17 protein-coding genes are annotated in these 17,151 nt (G+C 38.5%); 6 read left to right on the forward strand and 11 right to left on the reverse strand.

The annotated features are described in order from the left end of the window. Positions 1–183 precede the first annotated feature (183 nt). The 4 genes from FZF09_RS15720 to FZF09_RS15735 all read left to right on the forward strand — a co-directional run bounded on the left by FZF09_RS15720 (position 184) and on the right by FZF09_RS15735 (position 3,217). On the forward strand, positions 184–444 hold the full coding sequence (locus FZF09_RS15720; protein WP_091586943.1) for a hypothetical protein: 261 nt from the start codon (positions 184–186) through the stop codon (positions 442–444). 178 nt (positions 445–622) lie between these two features. Beyond that, positions 623–1,468 (forward strand): ABC transporter ATP-binding protein, encoded by an 846-nt coding sequence (locus tag FZF09_RS15725; protein ID WP_158737557.1) that lies wholly within the window; start codon positions 623–625, stop codon positions 1,466–1,468. Further along, the gene (locus FZF09_RS15730) at positions 1,401–2,168 is read left to right on the forward strand and encodes an ABC transporter permease (RefSeq protein WP_158737558.1); all 768 of its coding nucleotides are present in this window, start codon (positions 1,401–1,403) and stop codon (positions 2,166–2,168) included. The genes FZF09_RS15725 and FZF09_RS15730 overlap by 68 nt, the downstream gene beginning before the upstream one ends. A gap of 29 nt (positions 2,169–2,197) precedes the next feature. Beyond that, entirely contained in the window at positions 2,198–3,217 is a 1,020-nt protein-coding gene (locus FZF09_RS15735) for an aliphatic sulfonate ABC transporter substrate-binding protein (protein WP_158737559.1), read from the forward strand. On the opposite strand, the gene FZF09_RS15740 is transcribed toward FZF09_RS15735, so the two are convergent. From FZF09_RS15740 to liaF, 8 genes are all read right to left on the reverse strand, one after another. Further along, positions 3,130–3,354 (reverse strand): hypothetical protein, encoded by a 225-nt coding sequence (locus tag FZF09_RS15740; RefSeq protein WP_158737560.1) that lies wholly within the window; start codon positions 3,352–3,354, stop codon positions 3,130–3,132. The two genes, FZF09_RS15735 and FZF09_RS15740, sit on opposite strands and share 88 nt — an antisense overlap. A 79-nt stretch (positions 3,355–3,433) precedes the next feature. Further along, positions 3,434–4,825 (reverse strand): protoporphyrinogen oxidase, encoded by a 1,392-nt coding sequence (gene hemY, locus FZF09_RS15745; RefSeq protein ID WP_158737561.1) that lies wholly within the window; start codon positions 4,823–4,825, stop codon positions 3,434–3,436. Between the two features lie 18 nt (positions 4,826–4,843). Further along, positions 4,844–5,773, reverse strand: coding sequence for a ferrochelatase (gene hemH, locus FZF09_RS15750; protein WP_255450601.1), 930 nt, complete (start codon positions 5,771–5,773; stop codon positions 4,844–4,846). A 4-nt stretch (positions 5,774–5,777) separates the two neighbouring features. After that, entirely contained in the window at positions 5,778–6,821 is a 1,044-nt protein-coding gene (hemE, locus tag FZF09_RS15755) for a uroporphyrinogen decarboxylase (RefSeq protein ID WP_158737563.1), read from the reverse strand. Between the two features lie 174 nt (positions 6,822–6,995). Then, entirely contained in the window at positions 6,996–9,152 is a 2,157-nt protein-coding gene (locus FZF09_RS15760; protein WP_158737564.1) for a transglycosylase domain-containing protein, read from the reverse strand. A gap of 184 nt (positions 9,153–9,336) precedes the next feature. After that, on the reverse strand, positions 9,337–9,966 hold the full coding sequence (locus FZF09_RS15765) for a response regulator transcription factor (RefSeq protein ID WP_158737565.1): 630 nt from the start codon (positions 9,964–9,966) through the stop codon (positions 9,337–9,339). Then, a complete protein-coding gene (locus FZF09_RS15770) occupies positions 9,944–11,026 on the reverse strand; it encodes a HAMP domain-containing sensor histidine kinase (RefSeq protein WP_158737566.1) in 1,083 nt (360 codons plus the stop codon). Before FZF09_RS15770 ends, FZF09_RS15765 begins: the two co-directional genes overlap by 23 nt. Then, positions 11,026–11,919 (reverse strand): cell wall-active antibiotics response protein LiaF, encoded by an 894-nt coding sequence (gene liaF, locus FZF09_RS15775; RefSeq protein ID WP_158737567.1) that lies wholly within the window; start codon positions 11,917–11,919, stop codon positions 11,026–11,028. The genes FZF09_RS15770 and liaF overlap by 1 nt, the downstream gene beginning before the upstream one ends. Before the next feature lie 335 nt (positions 11,920–12,254). Between liaF and FZF09_RS15780 the strand changes: the two genes are divergently transcribed. Both FZF09_RS15780 and FZF09_RS15785 read left to right on the forward strand, forming a co-directional pair. Further along, positions 12,255–12,971, forward strand: coding sequence for a cytochrome c biogenesis CcdA family protein (locus FZF09_RS15780; RefSeq protein ID WP_158737568.1), 717 nt, complete (start codon positions 12,255–12,257; stop codon positions 12,969–12,971). 139 nt (positions 12,972–13,110) lie between these two features. Then, positions 13,111–14,283, forward strand: a complete 1,173-nt coding sequence (locus FZF09_RS15785) for a M20 family metallopeptidase (RefSeq protein WP_304503070.1) — start codon at positions 13,111–13,113, stop codon at positions 14,281–14,283. A 131-nt stretch (positions 14,284–14,414) separates the two neighbouring features. Here the strand turns inward: FZF09_RS15785 and FZF09_RS15790 are convergent, their stop codons facing one another. The 3 genes from FZF09_RS15790 to FZF09_RS15800 are packed head-to-tail and all read right to left on the reverse strand — an operon-like array spanning position 14,415 to position 17,124. Continuing rightward, positions 14,415–15,152, reverse strand: coding sequence for an EcsC family protein (locus FZF09_RS15790; protein ID WP_158737569.1), 738 nt, complete (start codon positions 15,150–15,152; stop codon positions 14,415–14,417). A gap of 11 nt (positions 15,153–15,163) precedes the next feature. Continuing rightward, complete coding sequence (locus FZF09_RS15795; RefSeq protein ID WP_158737570.1) at positions 15,164–16,384, reverse strand: ABC transporter permease; 1,221 nt, start codon at positions 16,382–16,384, stop codon at positions 15,164–15,166. Next, the gene (locus FZF09_RS15800) at positions 16,384–17,124 is read right to left on the reverse strand and encodes an ABC transporter ATP-binding protein (RefSeq protein ID WP_158737571.1); all 741 of its coding nucleotides are present in this window, start codon (positions 17,122–17,124) and stop codon (positions 16,384–16,386) included. The genes FZF09_RS15795 and FZF09_RS15800 overlap by 1 nt, the downstream gene beginning before the upstream one ends. Positions 17,125–17,151 lie beyond the last annotated feature (27 nt).

The following is a 17,151-nucleotide window of genomic DNA, read 5'->3' on the forward strand; positions in this document are numbered from 1 at the left end:
TTAGCACTCCTCATTATTTTGGCGTTTGAGGATAAACCATATTGTACCATAACCAAAAAAACGGGCATAGACGTAATACATTTCTTATCCATTGCCAAGCTTTTTACGGTTTGTGCATATTATTTTGCACAACGGAAACGATAAATACCGTTAAACTCTACACCATTAAAATGGAGGGTTATTATGCCACAACAAAATCAGCAAGTCCAACAAGCTCAGCAAGCTATTCAACAAGCTCAACAAAACATGCAAAATGCAGCTAATGATCCACAAAAACTTCAACAATCACAACAACAGCTTCAGCAAGCACAACAGCAGCTTCAACAAGCTCAGCAGCAGGTACAGCAGCAAGGCAACACACAAAACCAGCAGCAAATTCAACAAGCCCAGCAAGAATTGCAACAAGCACAACAACAACTTCAGCAAGCACAGCAGCAGGGTTAATCGACGTAAACAGTCAATACAAGTGATTAGGGTTCCCCAATTAAGCGGGGGACCCTTTTTATGGTAAGCTACCAGTTTTTAAAGAAAGGAGGTTGACATCAACCCTGCTGCCACATATACTAACAACATAAAACCTACTAAGTTTATATGAATTATAGAATCGGGCGGTGAAGACCCAATGGCTGATGTCATTATAGATAATGTAGAAAAAACATTTTTCGATAAAGAAAACAAGTCATCATTTTCAGTTTTTAAGGATATTACAACTGAAATTAAATCAGGAGAATTTGTCTCCTTGTTAGGACCTTCAGGGTGCGGCAAGTCTACTCTTTTAAACATTATTGCCGGACTGGAACAACCGACAAACGGAAAAGTTAATGTAGGTACTAAAAAAGTAACAGAACCCGGACCTGATCGCGGGGTTGTTTTTCAAGAATCTGCCCTAATGCCATGGCTGACGGTTTTAGATAACGTAATGTTTGGTCTCCGAAAGAAAATGAAAAAAGAAGAAGCAAAAGAAAGAGCCAAATACTTCTTAAAATTAGTTCATTTAAGTAAATTCATTGACTCTTACCCCCACGAACTTTCAGGTGGCATGAAACAACGCGTATCCATCGCAAGAACGCTTGCCTTGGATCCTGACATTCTTCTTATGGATGAACCTTTTGGAGCTTTAGATGAACAAACCCGTTCAATGCTTCATAAAGAAGTACAATACATCTGGGAGGAAACGCAGAAAACGGTAGTGTTCGTCACTCATAACATTCGCGAATCTATCCTCCTTTCTGATCGAATTGTATTAATGGGAACCCGCCCGGGCAGGATTGTTGAAATATTTGATGTACCACTAGATAGACCAAGAAAACCGTCATCTAAACAATTTGGTGAGCTAGAAGAAAGAATTCAGCAAAAACTAGCAGGAGAAATTGAGAAAGTGATGAGAGAGGAGATGGGTGATGATTACAACAGTAAGAAGGGTGCTCTTCTTTATCATTCTGATCGCAACATGGGAAATAATATATAGGATTAATTTATCGCTTCAATTTTTTCCAGGTACAGGATTTCCATCACCCTTTAATTCAGTAAACGAACTTTACATTGGCTTTTTCGAGACAGGTATATTAACAGAAGCACTTACCACAAGCATTCAAAGATTAATAATCGGATTTATCATTGCGGTTATTATAGGCACAGCTCTTGGTCTTTTGTTAGCTCGGTCCAAAATTGCTGATGAAACGCTTGGTTCCCTTGTGATTGCTCTTCAATCCATTCCTAGTATTGTTTGGCTGCCAATCATGTTAATGTTATTTGGTACCGGTACGCTTTCTATTGTCATGATCGTCACTTTAGGAGGAACATGGGTTATGACCTCTAATATGAGGCTTGGCATTAAATCCGTTCAGCCTATTTTGATTAGAGCTGCCAGAACATTAGGATATAAAGGATCTGAACTTGTGTGGCGTGTTATGATTCCAGCAGCTGTTCCATCTTTTTTATCAGGAACGAGACTAGCTTGGGCTTTTGCTTGGAGAGCATTGATGGCAGCCGAATTGATAGGAACAGGCGGTTTAGGGCGCACCTTAATGGACGCTAGAGATTTCTATAATATGGATTTAGTTATCGCTATTATGATTATCATCGCAACAATCGGTCTCATTATGGAGTATGTTATTTTTGATCGTATAGAAAGAAAAGTATTTTCACGCTGGGGATTGTCTTCTTAAAACATAATTATTAAAAGGGAGAGGTTAACATGAAAAAATGGGTTCTTACTACCCTCATATCCATAGCCGTGTTAGGACTAACTGCTTGCGGCGGCGGGGATTCTGTTTCAGGTGACGGAGAAAACAATGGCGGGGAGATTAATATAGGTTACTTTCCTAACTTGGACCATGCTGCAGGTATCATTGGAAAACAAGAAGGTATTTTCGAAGAAGAACTAGAAGGAACAGACGTAGAATTTACTAACTTTCCAAATGGCAACGATTTTATTGAAGCTCTTGACGCTGGTGATTTAGATATTGGTTATGTTGGTCCGGGACCTGCTATTAATTATCATTTAAGCGGTGGAGATATCAAAATACTAAGCGGTGCCGCAAACGGCGCTACTCTGATTGTTTCAAGTGAGGAATCTGGAATTGAGTCCTTAGATGATTTTGATGGAAAGTCTTTTTGCACCCCCGGAAACGGCTGTACCCATAACGTCCAGTTAGAAATTATGCTTCAAGAACTTGGTATGGAATCAAATCGAGTAGGCGGAACAGTCGAACACCAATCACGTGTGGATCCAGCTTCTATGATGGTTCGCTTTGAACAAGGGGAAGTCGATGCTGCTGCTGCTCCTGAACCATGGGGAACCTATCTTGTCGAGGAATTAAATGCAAATGTTGTTACAGAGTGGAATGAAGTGTTTCTTGGAGAAACGCTACCAAGCGTTGTCCTAGTAACATCTGAAGAATTTATGGAAGAAAATCCTGAGAAAGTTAGAAGTGTTCTAGCTGCTCATGAAAAAGCGGTGGCTTTTACAGGAGATAACGAAGAAGAAACGCTCGATTCTGTTAACGATCTTGTATATGAACTTTCCCAAACTCAATTTTCAGACGATGTACTGCAAAACGCATGGGAGCGTATGAATATTACCACAGAAGTTTCTGCAGATGCTCTTCAATCTTGGGCCGATGCATCTTATGACCTTGGCTTTATTGAAGAAGAACCAGACTTAGAGGGACTTGTTGATACTTCATTATTAGAAGAAGTAGAAGAGGAAGAATAAAAGAATCGAATAAGAAAAGCGTAAGCGCCTTGCTCACGAGCGACAAGTCCTGGAGGGTCGGCATATGGAAAGCTGATCTTTGCTTTCCATTGACGAACCGAAGGAATCTCAAGCGAGTAGGCGCTTGCGCTAGACATGTAAAACGCCTAATATTTATAATTTCTTACCTTTTTAAAAAAACCACCTACCCTGCTTCAAAAGCAGGGTTGGGTGGTTTTATTTTTCATTTATGGATGTTAACAAGTGATGGATAACATCTTCTCCCTGGTTGATACAATCCGGTAAGCCAACACCTTCATAGGCTGCTCCAGCAACAAACACACCAGGGTATGAAGATTGAATTGTTTTTTTTATTTTATCCATTCGGTTTGCATGGTCTACTTCATATTGAGGCATTGAATTGCGCCAGCGTGTAATCTTGTAATATTCAGGGCGTCCGCTCACTTCCATTACTTTATTTAAATCTTTTAGTACGGCTTCAATGATACGCTCATCATCTTCTTCCACAATACTTTCTCCTCCTGGTTTCCCTACGTAACAGCGAAGAAGAGCTTTCCCATTTGGCGCAGTATGCTCCCATTTTAAATGAGTCCATGTACAAGCAGTTATCGTATAATTACTTTTTTTAGATACAACAAATCCTGTTCCATTAAAACCCTCTGGAATTTGGTTCTCGTCAAAAGCCATTGCTACAGTAGCCACTGATGTAGAAGGAATCGAAGAAAATAAATGCTGGATGTCCTTATCATTAAAGAGCTTCGCATTGACATAAGGCGGGGTTGCCAAAATTACTCTATCGTAAATTTTTGAACGACCGTCTTTAAATAACAGTTTATATCGACTCTCTTCTGGTACAATTTGCTCCAATGTTTTGTTTTTATAAACAGCATCTTCGTCTAAATGGTTTTCTAGCCCATCCACCAGCGATTGAAGACCATTCCTTAATGTTTGAAATGCTCCTGTCTTCTTTTCTTGCGGATTTTCCAGAGGCCTGGATGCCTTCATCCCGAGAATTAAGCTGCGATGTTTTTGCTCGACTTGGTGAAACTGAGGAAAGGTTGATTGCAAGCTTAAACGGTCAATATCCCCGGCATAAATACCTGAGAGAAGCGGCTCAATGAGATTATCGACAACTTCACTGCCCAGACGGCGTCGAAAAAAACTGCCCAAAGATTGATCAATATTAGTACTGCTTTTTGGCAAAAAGAGGTCTAAGGCTGCTCTTGTCTTACCAGCAGGCGAAAAAAGACTTGTTGTCAAAAATGGACCAAGCTTTGTCGGAATTCCCATTATAGCTCCACCAGGAATAGGATGGAGCGTTTGGCCTTTCAACACATACGCTTTCCCTGCATTATTATAGATGAGTTCATGCTCAAGTCCTACTTCTTTAGCTAATTTTGCAGCGCTCTCTTTTCTTGCTAAAAAAGAATCTGGTCCTTGCTCAATGATAAAACCATTATGATAATCTGTTTTTATTTTTCCGCCAAGTTTACTAGAACTTTCATATAAATGATACTCTATATTGATGTTTTGACTCATCGTTTCTTTTTGTAAATAATAAGCAGCGGTCAGCCCAGTTATCCCACCGCCAATGATTGCTACTTTCATAATATATTCCCCGTTTGCTTAAACAGTCTTTTCATTCATCTTTTTTGTAATAACATCAGCAAGAGCTTCAATAAAATCAGGATGTGCATTTGGCATGTCAGGTCGGTAATAAGAAGCCCCTACTTCATCACAAGCCTCTTTGCATTCCACGTCATTATCAAACAATACTTCCAAGTGATCTGCCACAAATCCTACAGGACAGTAGACAAAAGAAGTGTATCCATATTTACTATGAAGTTCTTTTGTTAAATCTTGTACATCAGGTCCAAGCCATGGATCTGGTGTATTCCCTTCACTTTGCCAGCCAATGGCATAATGTGGCACATGAGCTTTTTCAGCAATCCATTTAGCTGTATTTTCTAACTGTTCAGGGTAAGGGTCCCCCGCCTGAATAATTTTCTCTGGCAGGCTGTGTGCTGAAAAAATCACACATGATTTTTCCTCGTTTTCTGTTTTTTCCATTGTATCTTTCAACTGCTTTACCCAAAAGTCAATAAACTTTGGTTCATCATACCAGCTTTCTACAGAATGAATAACAGGTCCGTTTATTTTTTTCGTCTCTTCTTTAGCTCGTCCATTATAAGATTTAATGCTGAACGTAGAGAAATGCGGGGCTAGTACAATGCTGTATGCTTCTTCAATACCGTCTTCTTTCATTTTTTGGACTGCGTCCTCAATAAATGGATCAATATGCTTTAAACCTAAATACCAATGAAACTCTAGATCATCGTAACGTTCATTCAAACGGTCTTTTAAGCTTTCTCCTTGATTGTTAGTTATTTTAGCTAGAGGAGAAATTCCTCCTATAGCTTCATACCGAGAAATTAAATCCTGTAATGCTTCTTCAGACGGCTTTCTTCCTCTTCTTATATGTGTATAGTAAGGCTCCACTTCATCTAAATTTCTGGGAGTACCGTAAGCCATTACTAGTAATCCTATTTTTTTCACGTTTTTACCTCCCAATTTTATTAGTGTACTCATGAACAAATGCAGTTAGCCGCTTCAATGTATCTGGATCTACTTCTGGGAAGACGCCGTGACCGAGGTTAAAAACAAAACCCTTTTCTTGCATGCCTGCATCAAGGATAGGCTTCACTTTATTTTCTATAACATCCCAAGGTGCCAATAGAATCGATGGATCTAAATTCCCTTGTAAAGATTTTGTAACTCCGATCTGTCTAGCTTCAGAAATAGAAGTTCGCCAATCCAGGCCGATAATTTGTAATGAAAAATCGTTCCAATCCTGCAGAAGGTGACCAGCCCCAACTCCAAACATACTTAATGGAACTTCTTCTTTTTGTATTGTTTCAAAGATTCGCTTCATAACCGGCTTTACATAAAACCGATAATCTTCCGCATTTAAAGCCCCTACCCATGAGTCAAATATTTGAATAGCTTGAGCTCCTGCTTTTATTTGAGAGGAGACGTAGCGAATCGTCATATCTCCTAATTTATCCATAAGAGCAAACCAGGCATTGGGTTTTGAATACATAAAAGCTTTGGTTTTATGATAATTTTTAGAAGGCCCGCCTTCAATCATATAGCTTGCCAATGTGAATGGTGCTCCGCTAAAACTAATTAATGGTACATTCAGTTGTTCTCTCAACAGTTTAATTGTATCTAGTACGTAGGGCACTTCTTTTTCAGGATCAATATTTCCCAGCTTTTCAACATCTTTTGGTTGTGTTATTGGATTATTAATAACTGGCCCGACGCCCGGTTTTATATCTACATCTACTCCAATAGACGGAAGTGGCGTCATGATGTCTTTGTACAGAATCGCAGCATCATTATCATATTGATCCACTGGTAGTTTTGTCACATAAGCACAAAGTTCAGGATCATGGGTAATGTCAAATAAAGAATATTTCTCTTTTAGTTTTCTATATTCAGGCTGAGAACGACCTGCTTGTCTCATATACCACACAGGAATGTGATCTGTATTTTGTCCATAAGCAGCCCTCAAAAAATTATCGTTAAATGCTTCTTCACCCATAGCCAAGCACTCCTTTAATCTAATACGCTTGCAAACGTTATATAAATTATATCTTTATTATTTCCATACCCTTTTTACCATACTCTTCTCTTATTGTCATGTACAGTACTCACAGACTTTGTTCATAAAATAGAAAGAAAAAAAGGACTGTGCCTTAACACAGCCCCATTCATCTTATGAACCAGCTCCAAATAAAGAACCTACACTTACTTCTGCAACGTTTGATGGCTCACCTTCTTGTTCTGTTTGTGGATTAAAAGGCACGACCATATAATCTTGTAAATTAAAAACATTGACTCCTTCAATCGTAAACTCGCTTTCTCCTTCAACTTCTTCAATAACCTCACCTTCTCCATCGTTCACTTCATACACTCGATATATTACGCGTTCATCTGCGGCCGCAGACCATTTTAAGTGAACATTGAAAAGCCCGCCTCCTTTTAAGCTGAGTGAAGCAGACAAATCGTTCACCCGGGCCATTTCTATAGGTTCTTCTAAGTCTTTCACATCTTCTGGTTGTTGAAATGCAGTTTGCACACTATCATCAGCAGGAACGTCGTTAAGAATTTCTTTAAATAAACGTGTTGGATACGAGCTGCCTGCTTGAAGATGCTGATCTTCTGTAGTTTTGTCATATCCCATCCAAAGAGCGCCGGTCCATTGTGGAGTGAACCCGGCAAACCATGCATCCCGCGTTCCTCCTTCTATTTCTAAAAAAGATGTTGTCCCCGTTTTTCCCGCCAAAGGATAAACCGTGTCTCCGGCAGTTCCAGTGCCTTCTTGCACTACATTTTCCAGAAGTCTTGTCATATACCATGCATTTTGAGGACTCATTACTTCTTTTGTTTCGGGCTCTGCTTTTCCAATTTCCTCCCCATTTCTATCGGTTATCTCTTCGATAAAATAAGGTTTAACTTTTGTTCCTTGATTCGAAAATGCAGTATACGCAGATGCCAGTTCCATTGGAGAAAGTCCTTCAGTAAGTCCTCCAAGTGCTACAGCCAAGCCGTTATCCTCTATTTGAAGTCCTAACTCTTCCATCCATGTACTGCTTTCTTTTCCTCCTATCTGATCATACAACCAAACTGCAGCCGTATTGGTAGATTCAGTGATTGCATCAGCCATCGATATTTCACCACGATACTCGCCATTATAATTTTTAGGAGAGTAACCATCAAAGTCCATCTGTTCGTCTTTTAGTAACGAATATGGATGGTATTTTCCCGATTCTAAGGCCGGAGCATACACAGCAAGTGGTTTCATTACAGACCCTGGCTGTCGTTTCACTTTTACTCTGTTTAAACCTCTGCGAACATACTCTCTGCCGCCTTGCACAGCTGCAACTCCGCCGCTATGGTGATCCATCATGAAAAAAGCCCCTTCGGCATCCTTTGCTTGTTCAGGGAAGTAGGCTTCTTCTTGAAATAAGTCATAGGAGGCTTGCTGCATCTCTTTGTTCATTGGCACAACAATATCGTATCCGCCTCGATATATTTCTTCTGGGGTAAGGTGGTACTTGTTTTCAGCTTCTTCTAACATCATATCGATATATGTGTAAAAAGCTGTCGATTCTTTTGATCGGTTAAGTGACTCCGGTACTGTTTTTCCTTGATATGTTGTTGCTTCCTCTGCTGTAATAAATCCGTGCCGTTCCATAAGAGCTAAAACAGTGTTTCGTCTTTCTTTCGCACGTTCAGAATCTTCAACAGGCGAGTAATTCCCCGGCGCTTTAGGTATACCTGCAAGTAAAGCCGCTTCTTCTGTTGTCAAATCTTCGACTGCTTTGTCAAAATAAAGTTCTGCCGCTGACTTTATTCCATAAGCACCATGACCAAAATATACCTGATTTAAATAATAACCTAATATTTCATTTTTACTGAATTTGCGTTCAAGTCCCATGGCGATGAGTACTTCTTTTGTTTTACGAAGCAAAGTTTTATCACTCGATAGAAAAGCATTTTTTGCTAATTGCTGGGTAATCGTACTTCCGCCTTCTACTTTAGACCCTGCTAAAATATCACGATATAAGGCTCTAAGTATGGCGCGAGGATCAATTCCCTGGTGATCATAAAATCGAATATCTTCTATAGCCACAAAAGGCTGTTTAACATGGTCAGGTATGTCTTCTATATTAATCAAGTCTCTGTCCTCGATATAGAGTTCCGCCAATTTTTCTCCATTATTATCAATGATTTCAGTAGTTTCGTTCATTACTAATTTTTTCTCATCTATCGCAGCCGCACCAATCACGACAGAAGAAAGATAAATCCCGGTGCTCAATATAATAAAAGCAAAAATCGCAAGCCCCCAGATTATCCATTTATTCCTCATGCTATTACTCCTTCATTATACGTGCATATTTAAGCGCCAGACTCAATAGGTATTTGGCTCGAATCTATTATAAATCAGTTTGCACTGTTTCGATATATTTTTACATATCCTTTTATATTATCTGTTATTTTTTAATATTTATTTGAAAAATTACGGAAAGACCGATTGAAAAATTTAAACACTCTTATTTTACTAATCCATGTCGATGAGCATAAACCGCAATTTGTGTTCTGTCATCTACCTCTAACTTAGATAATATATGACTCACATGGGTTTTCACGGTTTTAATTCCAATATACAAATCATCTGCAATTTCTTGATTGGTTTTCCCTTCTCCAATTAAAGCCAGCACTTCTAGCTCTCTTGTTGTTAACGTTTCATGCAGCATTTGATCAGGGTACCGCATTTTTTTCATCATCTTCTTCGTAACTTCTGCTTCTACTTTAGATTCCCCGTTCATCGCTGCACGTATTGCTTCTGCAATCGTATGGGCTTTTGACGTTTTTAATAAATAACTGAAAGCCCCAGCTTCAATTGCAGGATAAACCTGTTCATCATCATAAAAGCTAGTAAGCACAATGACTTTTGTATTCGGAAACTCAGATGTAATCAATCGCGTTGCTTCAATACCATCCATTTCATCCATAATAAGATCCATTAAAACGACATCAGGTTTATGTTCTCGTACTAAATTTACGCCTTCTTTTCCATCGGCAGCTTCTCCCGCAATATCTATATCTTCTTCCGTTGATAAGTAAGCTGATACTCCCATACGTACCATTTCATGATCATCAATCAACACTACTTTTATCAATCGGCTTCTCCTCCTCTTTATCATTCACCATTGGAACATTTACTTCGATCTGTGTCCCTTTTTTTGGATAAGATAAAATATGAATAACTCCCCCAAGTTCGTTTACTCTTTCTTTCATCATAGAAAGCCCATAAGAAGATTGTTTTTGGTCTCTTTCTAAGTGAAACCCGACTCCGTCGTCGATAATTTTCATTCGCAGCTGACCAGAATAGCACTTAAGTTGAAAATCTACTTGAGCAGCTTGAGCGTGTCTTAATACATTCGAAAGTGCTTCTTGTGCAATTCGGAAAAGATGGTTTTCAATCCCCTTCCCTGTGTCTGGAACTTCTTGAATATTCCACTTTATTTTCAATTTTGTCTTCTCTGAAAGCTCTTGCAGCAGATTTTTCAAACCATCCTCTAGTAATTTACCTTCTAAACTTGCCGGTCGTAAATGCATAAGCAATGCTCTCATTTCCCCTTGCGCATTTCCTGCCATTTTTTCAATAAGAGATACTTGTTTTATTCCTTTTTCAATATCGTTAGGTATCGTTTTCTGCAGCGCTGCCGTCGTCATCGATATAGCAAATAACTGTTGACTTACCGCGTCATGCAGCTCTCTGGCCAGCCTTTGTCTTTCAGCAGCTGCTGCAGATTGTTTAATGGAGGCCTGCCATTCAGCTCGTTCTGCCGAAAGTTTTTGAACAGACCTTGCTTGTTCTTCCATCCTGCTTGCCACAGCATTCAAGTGATTTCCCATTACTGCAAACTCATCTTCTCCGTCTATGTGTATATTTTTTGAAAAATCTCCTTTTTCCAATGCCAATGTTCCAGCTAATAATTTGTTTATACGCAGTTTTTGCCTTTTTCCGCCTCGCCATCCTATCAATAAGGCTAAAAGAAAGGACACGACACCCCATATTAGAAATGTAGGTAAACCAAACCAACTTTTAAAAGTGAGTAATAATAATAAATCTTCCGTGCTAGATAACAAAATCAAAAATAACAGCACAGCTGTAATACATGCTGTTCCAAAAGCATATCGGATATAGTCCCATTGGATGTTTACCATTTTTCGCATTACACATACCTCACGTCAATATCACCGATAATCACTGATATAATAACCTTTATTTTTCGATCAGCTTCTTTATAATAATCGGTATTAATAGAAATCTGCTTATTAAACCCTTCTTCACGCTGACCTAAAATATTCATATCCCCAATGGTTGCACTCGCTTGAACCGATAAATCCAATTCATAAGGAACATATAAATCTACATCTCCAATTCCTCCATGTAAAACAATTACCGTTTCTCCTTCATCAATAATGGCTTTTGAAAAATCAATCGAAATATCACCAATTCCGTATTTCACATTCATATCCTGCAGAGCAAACCTTCTTTTCATTAATTTATAATCACCGATAAACATATTTTTGTAAGAAGGTGTTACAATCGGTTCCTTTCTTTTATCTGCTTGAGAGACTTTTGTTTTGTTCGCATGACCGCTTTTCAGAAACTCTTCTGCTTCTGCGGTGGATTTATATTTTTGTTCTTCTCTGTTAGTAATCGACTGCGCTAAGTCTGGAGTTTGATCAACAGTATATTGGGAGGATGTGTGTGAATTCTCCCCTTCATCTATAGACGGCAAATCCTTATCAATATCAATTTCTTTTGCAGTATCATTTCGCTTTATAAGTTTTAGCCCTAAATATAGAAAAACAGCTGCAATAATAAAACCTGTTAAATCAAAATGAAAAATTTCATTACTAATTGAAATAACAGCTAGAGCTGTAAATAACAACATCAACCATTTTCGACCTTTCTTATAAAAATGGTATGCTAATGAAAAAGCTATAATGGGCCAAATGAGTGAACCTAAGTCTATATTGATATACAACTGATCAAATAAAATGTTTAGTCCTAATATAATAATTATTAATCCTAATACTATATTGCCTGAGCTACGCATGAGCGCATCTATCCTTCCTTGATGCTAAAATATTTGGAATATTAACCCGTATAAATTTGGTATATATTTAGTGTAATATGAAATTTCTTATCATGCGACCAGCCAGAGTTTATTTTTTTATCCGTCTATAGACGGATGCTTTTGAAAAACTCGGCTTGCCGCTGAGTCCTGTGGCGGAAGGCGTAGTTTTACTTATACTTTTATCTTTTATCAAAGTTAAACTTCCTAAAGTACAAGTTAACGTTTGTCAGTTCACGCAATTTTCATATTTCCAGTGTATAATAAATACGGCTTGTGTATATAAAATGAAAGAATAGCAATAGGAGGTAACTCTTTTGAATGAAGTAAGCATATGGCTCGCGTTCGGCGCGGGAATAGTTTCTTTTCTTTCTCCCTGTATTTTTCCGCTTGTGCCAGCTTATTTAGCTCAATTAACCGGTACAACAGTTTCTAACAATCAAGTTAATGCCCAAAGGCGTTTAATTTTAACACGAAGTATTGGATTCATTCTTGGTTTTACGATCATCTTCATGCTGTTAGGTGCTTCGTCAACCTATTTAGGACAGCAATTTGCAAGGTGGAATAACCTCATAGAACAACTTGGAGGTATTATAATCGTCATTTTCGGACTCCAAATGGCTGGTATTATTTCTATCCGCTCTCTATTAACTGATAAAAAAGTTCATTATGAACCTAAAAAATCAACTAGTTTTACAAGTTCCGTTCTGCTTGGATTATTGTTTGCAGCCGGCTGGTCTCCTTGTATAGGACTAGTGCTTGGAGCTATACTTACACTAGCAAGTCAGGCCGAGACAATGTATTCAGGAATATTTATGCTGTTCATTTATTCCATTGGCTTGGGCATCCCTTTTCTGTTAGTAGCATTGATTTACTCTAAATCACTAAATAAATTAAAAAAATTAAACAAATGGGTCCCTATCATTCAAAAGACTAGCGGCTGTATTATGATCGTGCTTGGTATTATGCTATTTACTGGGTACTTTCAAATGCTTTCAAGCTATCTAGCCCGATTCGTTCCTTTTGGACTTTAATATTACTGCCTAGCCCCAACAAAGTCGTAGTTTTTTATACTTTATTTTTTCAGCAAAGTTAAACCTTTCTAAAGTACAATAAAAGGAATTCAGCTATAAAAAATAGAAAACCATCATTAAATTAGAGGGGGGTTGTTTTTTGGAAACGAAACTTTATGATTTACTAGATCGTTTTTATAATGAAATGGTTGAAATCAGGAGATATCTCCATCAGTACCCAGAGCTTTCCTTTAAAGAAGAACATACACCGGCATATATTGCGGACTTTCATAAAAAGCTAGGTCATAATGTGAAAACAAATGTTGGAGGAAGAGGCGTTACTGCCGTCTTGCAAGGTGGTAGACCCGGTCCTGTCATCGCCTTAAGAGCTGACTTTGATGCACTTCCTATTCACGAACAAACAGATCTTCCTTTTCGATCAAGAGTAGATGGAGTGATGCACGCATGCGGTCATGACGGCCATACAGCAACTTTACTCATTTTGGCAAAAGCAATAAATGCTTTAAAAGAGAAATGGAGAGGTACGATTGTTTTTATTCACCAGCATGCAGAAGAATATGCGCCAGGTGGAGCTATTGATATGATTAAAGATGGCTGTCTCGATGGAGTTGATGTCATATTTGGCACCCATTTATGGGCTACCGTTCCATACGGAAAAATTCAATATAAACATGGACCGATGATGGCAGCAGTTGACCGATTTGAGATAGAGATCATTGGTCAAGGAGGGCACGGTGCCATGCCCCATCTTACCAAAGACGCTGTCGTTATTGGTTCACAGCTTGTTACAAATATGCAGCAGCTCGTCAGCCGCCGGGTTGATCCACTAGATCCTGCGGTTGTTTCGGTCGGTTCATTTGTGGCACAAAACGCTTTTAATGTTATTGCAGACCGAGCAAAACTTACAGGTACGGTAAGAACTTTTAGTGAGGACGTACGCAGTTTATTAGAAAAAGAATTGGAAACCATTACACATGCCACATGTCAAAGTGCGAACGCAGAAGCTGATTTTACTTTTTCACGTGGATATCCTGCTGTTGTTAATCATGAAGGAGAAACAGCTTTTCTTGCAGATTGTGCCTATCAGGTACCTGGCGTTTCAGAAACGGAAGAAATGAAACCGCAAATGGGCGGAGAAGATTTTGCTTATTATTTAAAACATGCGAAAGGGACTTTCTTCTTTACCGGCGCCCAACATCCAAACTGGGAAAAAACCTATCCACACCACCATCCAAAATTTGATATTGATGAACGTTCGATGCTTCTAGCTGCTAAAGTAATGGGAAAAGCAGCCCTAGAGTATGACAATTAAAAAAGTAAAAGTCCGGACGTCCCAGACTTTGTTTATGAAAAAATCCCCTGTTTTTAAAATTAATTCTTTAGAAACAGGGGGCCTTTGATTTTTTTCCTTTTTCAGTTCCTCGGATAATCCCGCATTTTTTCTTATTCTTTTGATTGAAACCATTTTAATCGATAACCTTCTTTTGCAGCTTCCCCAAGCTGCCCAAGCAGCCGATAATTTGCAGCCGCGCCGACAACTGCTCCAAAACCAGGCATGAGTTGAAGTAATTTGACTAAATCAATATGATCTCTATATTGCTGCTGAAAAGACGTCCAATCCCATTCCGTTGCCATCGATATTTTTCTTGGTTTGTCACTAATATATTCTTCCCAATTTTCCAGCCTATCTGCTGTTTCATACTTTTTTTCTGGGCTTGAAAATGCTGCTTGGAAAAGATGAAGCATATACAATCTGTCTCTAAAATCGTGTACATCTAATCCGTATATTTGTGCAGCAGAGAATAAAAATCGCATTTTAAAACCGAGAAGAAGCGGAAAATCAGCCGCTCCTAAAAAGATGCCGCCAGCGCCAGTGCCTGCTCCTTCCGCTGCGGCCCCTTTTTGAAAAACAGGAATAAGTTCTTGAAGCTTCTCATCGGCTTCTCTTAGAGTTTGTGCTTTCTCATAGTCTCCTTTTGGTAAATACTCGGAGCCATTTATTACACCTTCTACCATCTGTTTAACAGCCTGCCCCATTAAATGATGAAACTTTTTAGGAACTAAATTATTCATTCTGCTTTGGATGTTTTTTGTAAAAGTTTGCGTCATACTGGATGGTTTTTTTAGCTTTCTAAGCCACACTTGAACATCTTCATAAGCCTGTTGTTCATACGTATCCATTAATCCCCCTCCTAATTCGTTTGGAGTACGCTCCTTTTTCCTTTATACACTGGGTACGTTAGACTGAATGTGAATCCTGCCGCTAAAATCAAGAGGCCAGGTAACACACTCACACTTACAATCCAGTAAACAACGGTCAGCAATATAGTCTGGAATATTAATAATTTTTTCATTAACTGTTTGAAAGCCGATTCTTTTTCATGATAAGAAACAGGATACAAATCAGGCCACATGATAGTATCCAAATGATGCCATAGTGTCTTTAACTGAACACTCGTCATATATAAAAACAACAAAGCAGCTCCCAATCGAACCCATTCAGACGGAAAAGCATACATTACTAAAGCACTTGTTAACAAAAGCCTTACATACATTCCGAAATATTCCCCCGAACGTATGAATGCTTTTCCAAACAATACCGAGTATATAGAGCCTGAATTCCATAAGTAACGGTCTGCAGCTGCTGATAACCATCGTCTGCGCCTCACCGCCATTTTTATATGAGGCACATCTGTAAAGGACTGCACAAATCGATAGAATGCTGATAAACGTTTTTCCTCTAGACGAAGCAGCAATTCCCATTTTAATGGATGATTTCTTAAAAGTTTTATATGATAAAAACCGTAAAGAAATACCATGATCAGTAAAACAGTCAATACAAACCACAACGGTGCTGCCACGAATAGAAAATAACAATAAATCGCATTAATCAGCGCTCTTCCCCCGATGTGTGCTTTTCGTTTATCATCATCTTGTATTCGAATTTCTGCCCAGCGCACAGCATAATTCCATATATTTCCTGCCAGCAGGAGAAATAACACGATATAAAGATAGCTGGTATTTGATGATACTCTATCTTGAAATAGGGGCCCAGTCAGCAGTAATAAAATAGCTAACGGAACAGATTGCATCACAATAGAATAGATAACAGACTTACGAAAATAAGATTTTAATTGTTGTTCTAAAGGCAATAAAAAAACTAAATCCCCTTCTTTAAGAAATGTACGAAGAGGGCAGACAGTTAGTAAATAGGTGAATAACGCCGTAAGCACGAAAGGAACTGGAAAAGTTTCAGGAAGCCATTCGATAAATGAAGGATAAAAATAGCCGCCTGCTAAGAACAAGGCATATAAACTGAACATAAAACCGCTGTTTCCTAACAGACGAAGGTAACGGATCGCCTCATTCCAAAAACGTTTTGATCGTTCTTCCCATAAATCAGTAACATCCATTATATTTCTCCTTTAGTTACTTCTATGTATAAATCATCCAAGTTAGCATCTGCCATACCAGCCTGCTCCCTCAATTCTTTCAACGTCCCGCTTAGACGGATTTGACCCTCGTGCAAAAGAATAAATCGATCACAATAACGTTCGGCAGTAGACAGGATATGAGTAGACATTAAAATGCCTGCTCCTTCTTCTTTCATTTGTACCATCATATCAAGCAGTGATTTTATAGCTACAGGATCTAGTCCTACAAATGGTTCATCCACTATATATAATTCAGGTTTGACTAAGAATGCACACATAATCATTACTTTTTGGCGCATCCCTTTAGAAAAATGACTTGGAAACCAATCTTTCATTTTTTCCATTCTATATTCTTCTAAAAGTGCAGTTACTCTTTCTTTAAAAACCTTACCTTCTAATCCATATGCCATAGCAGTTAATTTTAAGTGTTCCCATAACGTTAGTTCATCATATAATACTGGAGTTTCGGGGATATATGTAAACGTTTTTCGATATGTTTCAGGTTGTTCTTGAAAACGTTGTCCATTTATTCGGATTTCACCTTGGACTGGTTCCATTAATCCCAGCACATGTTTTATGGTCGTACTTTTGCCGGCACCATTTAAACCTATTAAACCCACCATTTCTCCTTTATTTAAACTGAAATTAAGTTCGTGTAATACAGGCTTATGAATATTGTAGCCTCCACTAACGTTATCTAATTCTAACAAATCTGTCATATCTTTACTCCTTTAATTAGCTTTTTA

Source organism: Alteribacillus sp. YIM 98480 (assembly GCF_009765375.1).
GTDB lineage: Bacteria > Bacillota > Bacilli > Bacillales > Marinococcaceae > Alteribacillus.

Excerpts from the sequence above, each read along its gene's own strand:
- liaF (WP_158737567.1), bottom strand. The coding sequence starts at position 11,919 with ATGCGTAGCTCAGGCAATATAGTATTAGGATTAATAATTATTATATTA.
- FZF09_RS15770 (WP_158737566.1), bottom strand. The coding sequence starts at position 11,026 with ATGCGAAAAATGGTAAACATCCAATGGGACTATATCCGATATGCTTTT.
- FZF09_RS15730 (WP_158737558.1), top strand. The coding sequence starts at position 1,401 with ATGATTACAACAGTAAGAAGGGTGCTCTTCTTTATCATTCTGATCGCA.
- FZF09_RS15735 (WP_158737559.1), top strand. The coding sequence starts at position 2,198 with ATGAAAAAATGGGTTCTTACTACCCTCATATCCATAGCCGTGTTAGGA.
- FZF09_RS15790 (WP_158737569.1), bottom strand. The coding sequence starts at position 15,152 with ATGGATACGTATGAACAACAGGCTTATGAAGATGTTCAAGTGTGGCTT.
- FZF09_RS15800 (WP_158737571.1), bottom strand. The coding sequence starts at position 17,124 with ATGACAGATTTGTTAGAATTAGATAACGTTAGTGGAGGCTACAATATT.
- hemY (WP_158737561.1), bottom strand. The coding sequence starts at position 4,825 with ATGAAAGTAGCAATCATTGGCGGTGGGATAACTGGGCTGACCGCTGCT.
- FZF09_RS15720 (WP_091586943.1), top strand. The coding sequence starts at position 184 with ATGCCACAACAAAATCAGCAAGTCCAACAAGCTCAGCAAGCTATTCAA.
- FZF09_RS15795 (WP_158737570.1), bottom strand. The coding sequence starts at position 16,384 with ATGGATGTTACTGATTTATGGGAAGAACGATCAAAACGTTTTTGGAAT.
- FZF09_RS15740 (WP_158737560.1), bottom strand. The coding sequence starts at position 3,354 with ATGTCTAGCGCAAGCGCCTACTCGCTTGAGATTCCTTCGGTTCGTCAA.
- FZF09_RS15760 (WP_158737564.1), bottom strand. The coding sequence starts at position 9,152 with ATGAGGAATAAATGGATAATCTGGGGGCTTGCGATTTTTGCTTTTATT.
- FZF09_RS15725 (WP_158737557.1), top strand. The coding sequence starts at position 623 with ATGGCTGATGTCATTATAGATAATGTAGAAAAAACATTTTTCGATAAA.
- hemE (WP_158737563.1), bottom strand. The coding sequence starts at position 6,821 with ATGGGTGAAGAAGCATTTAACGATAATTTTTTGAGGGCTGCTTATGGA.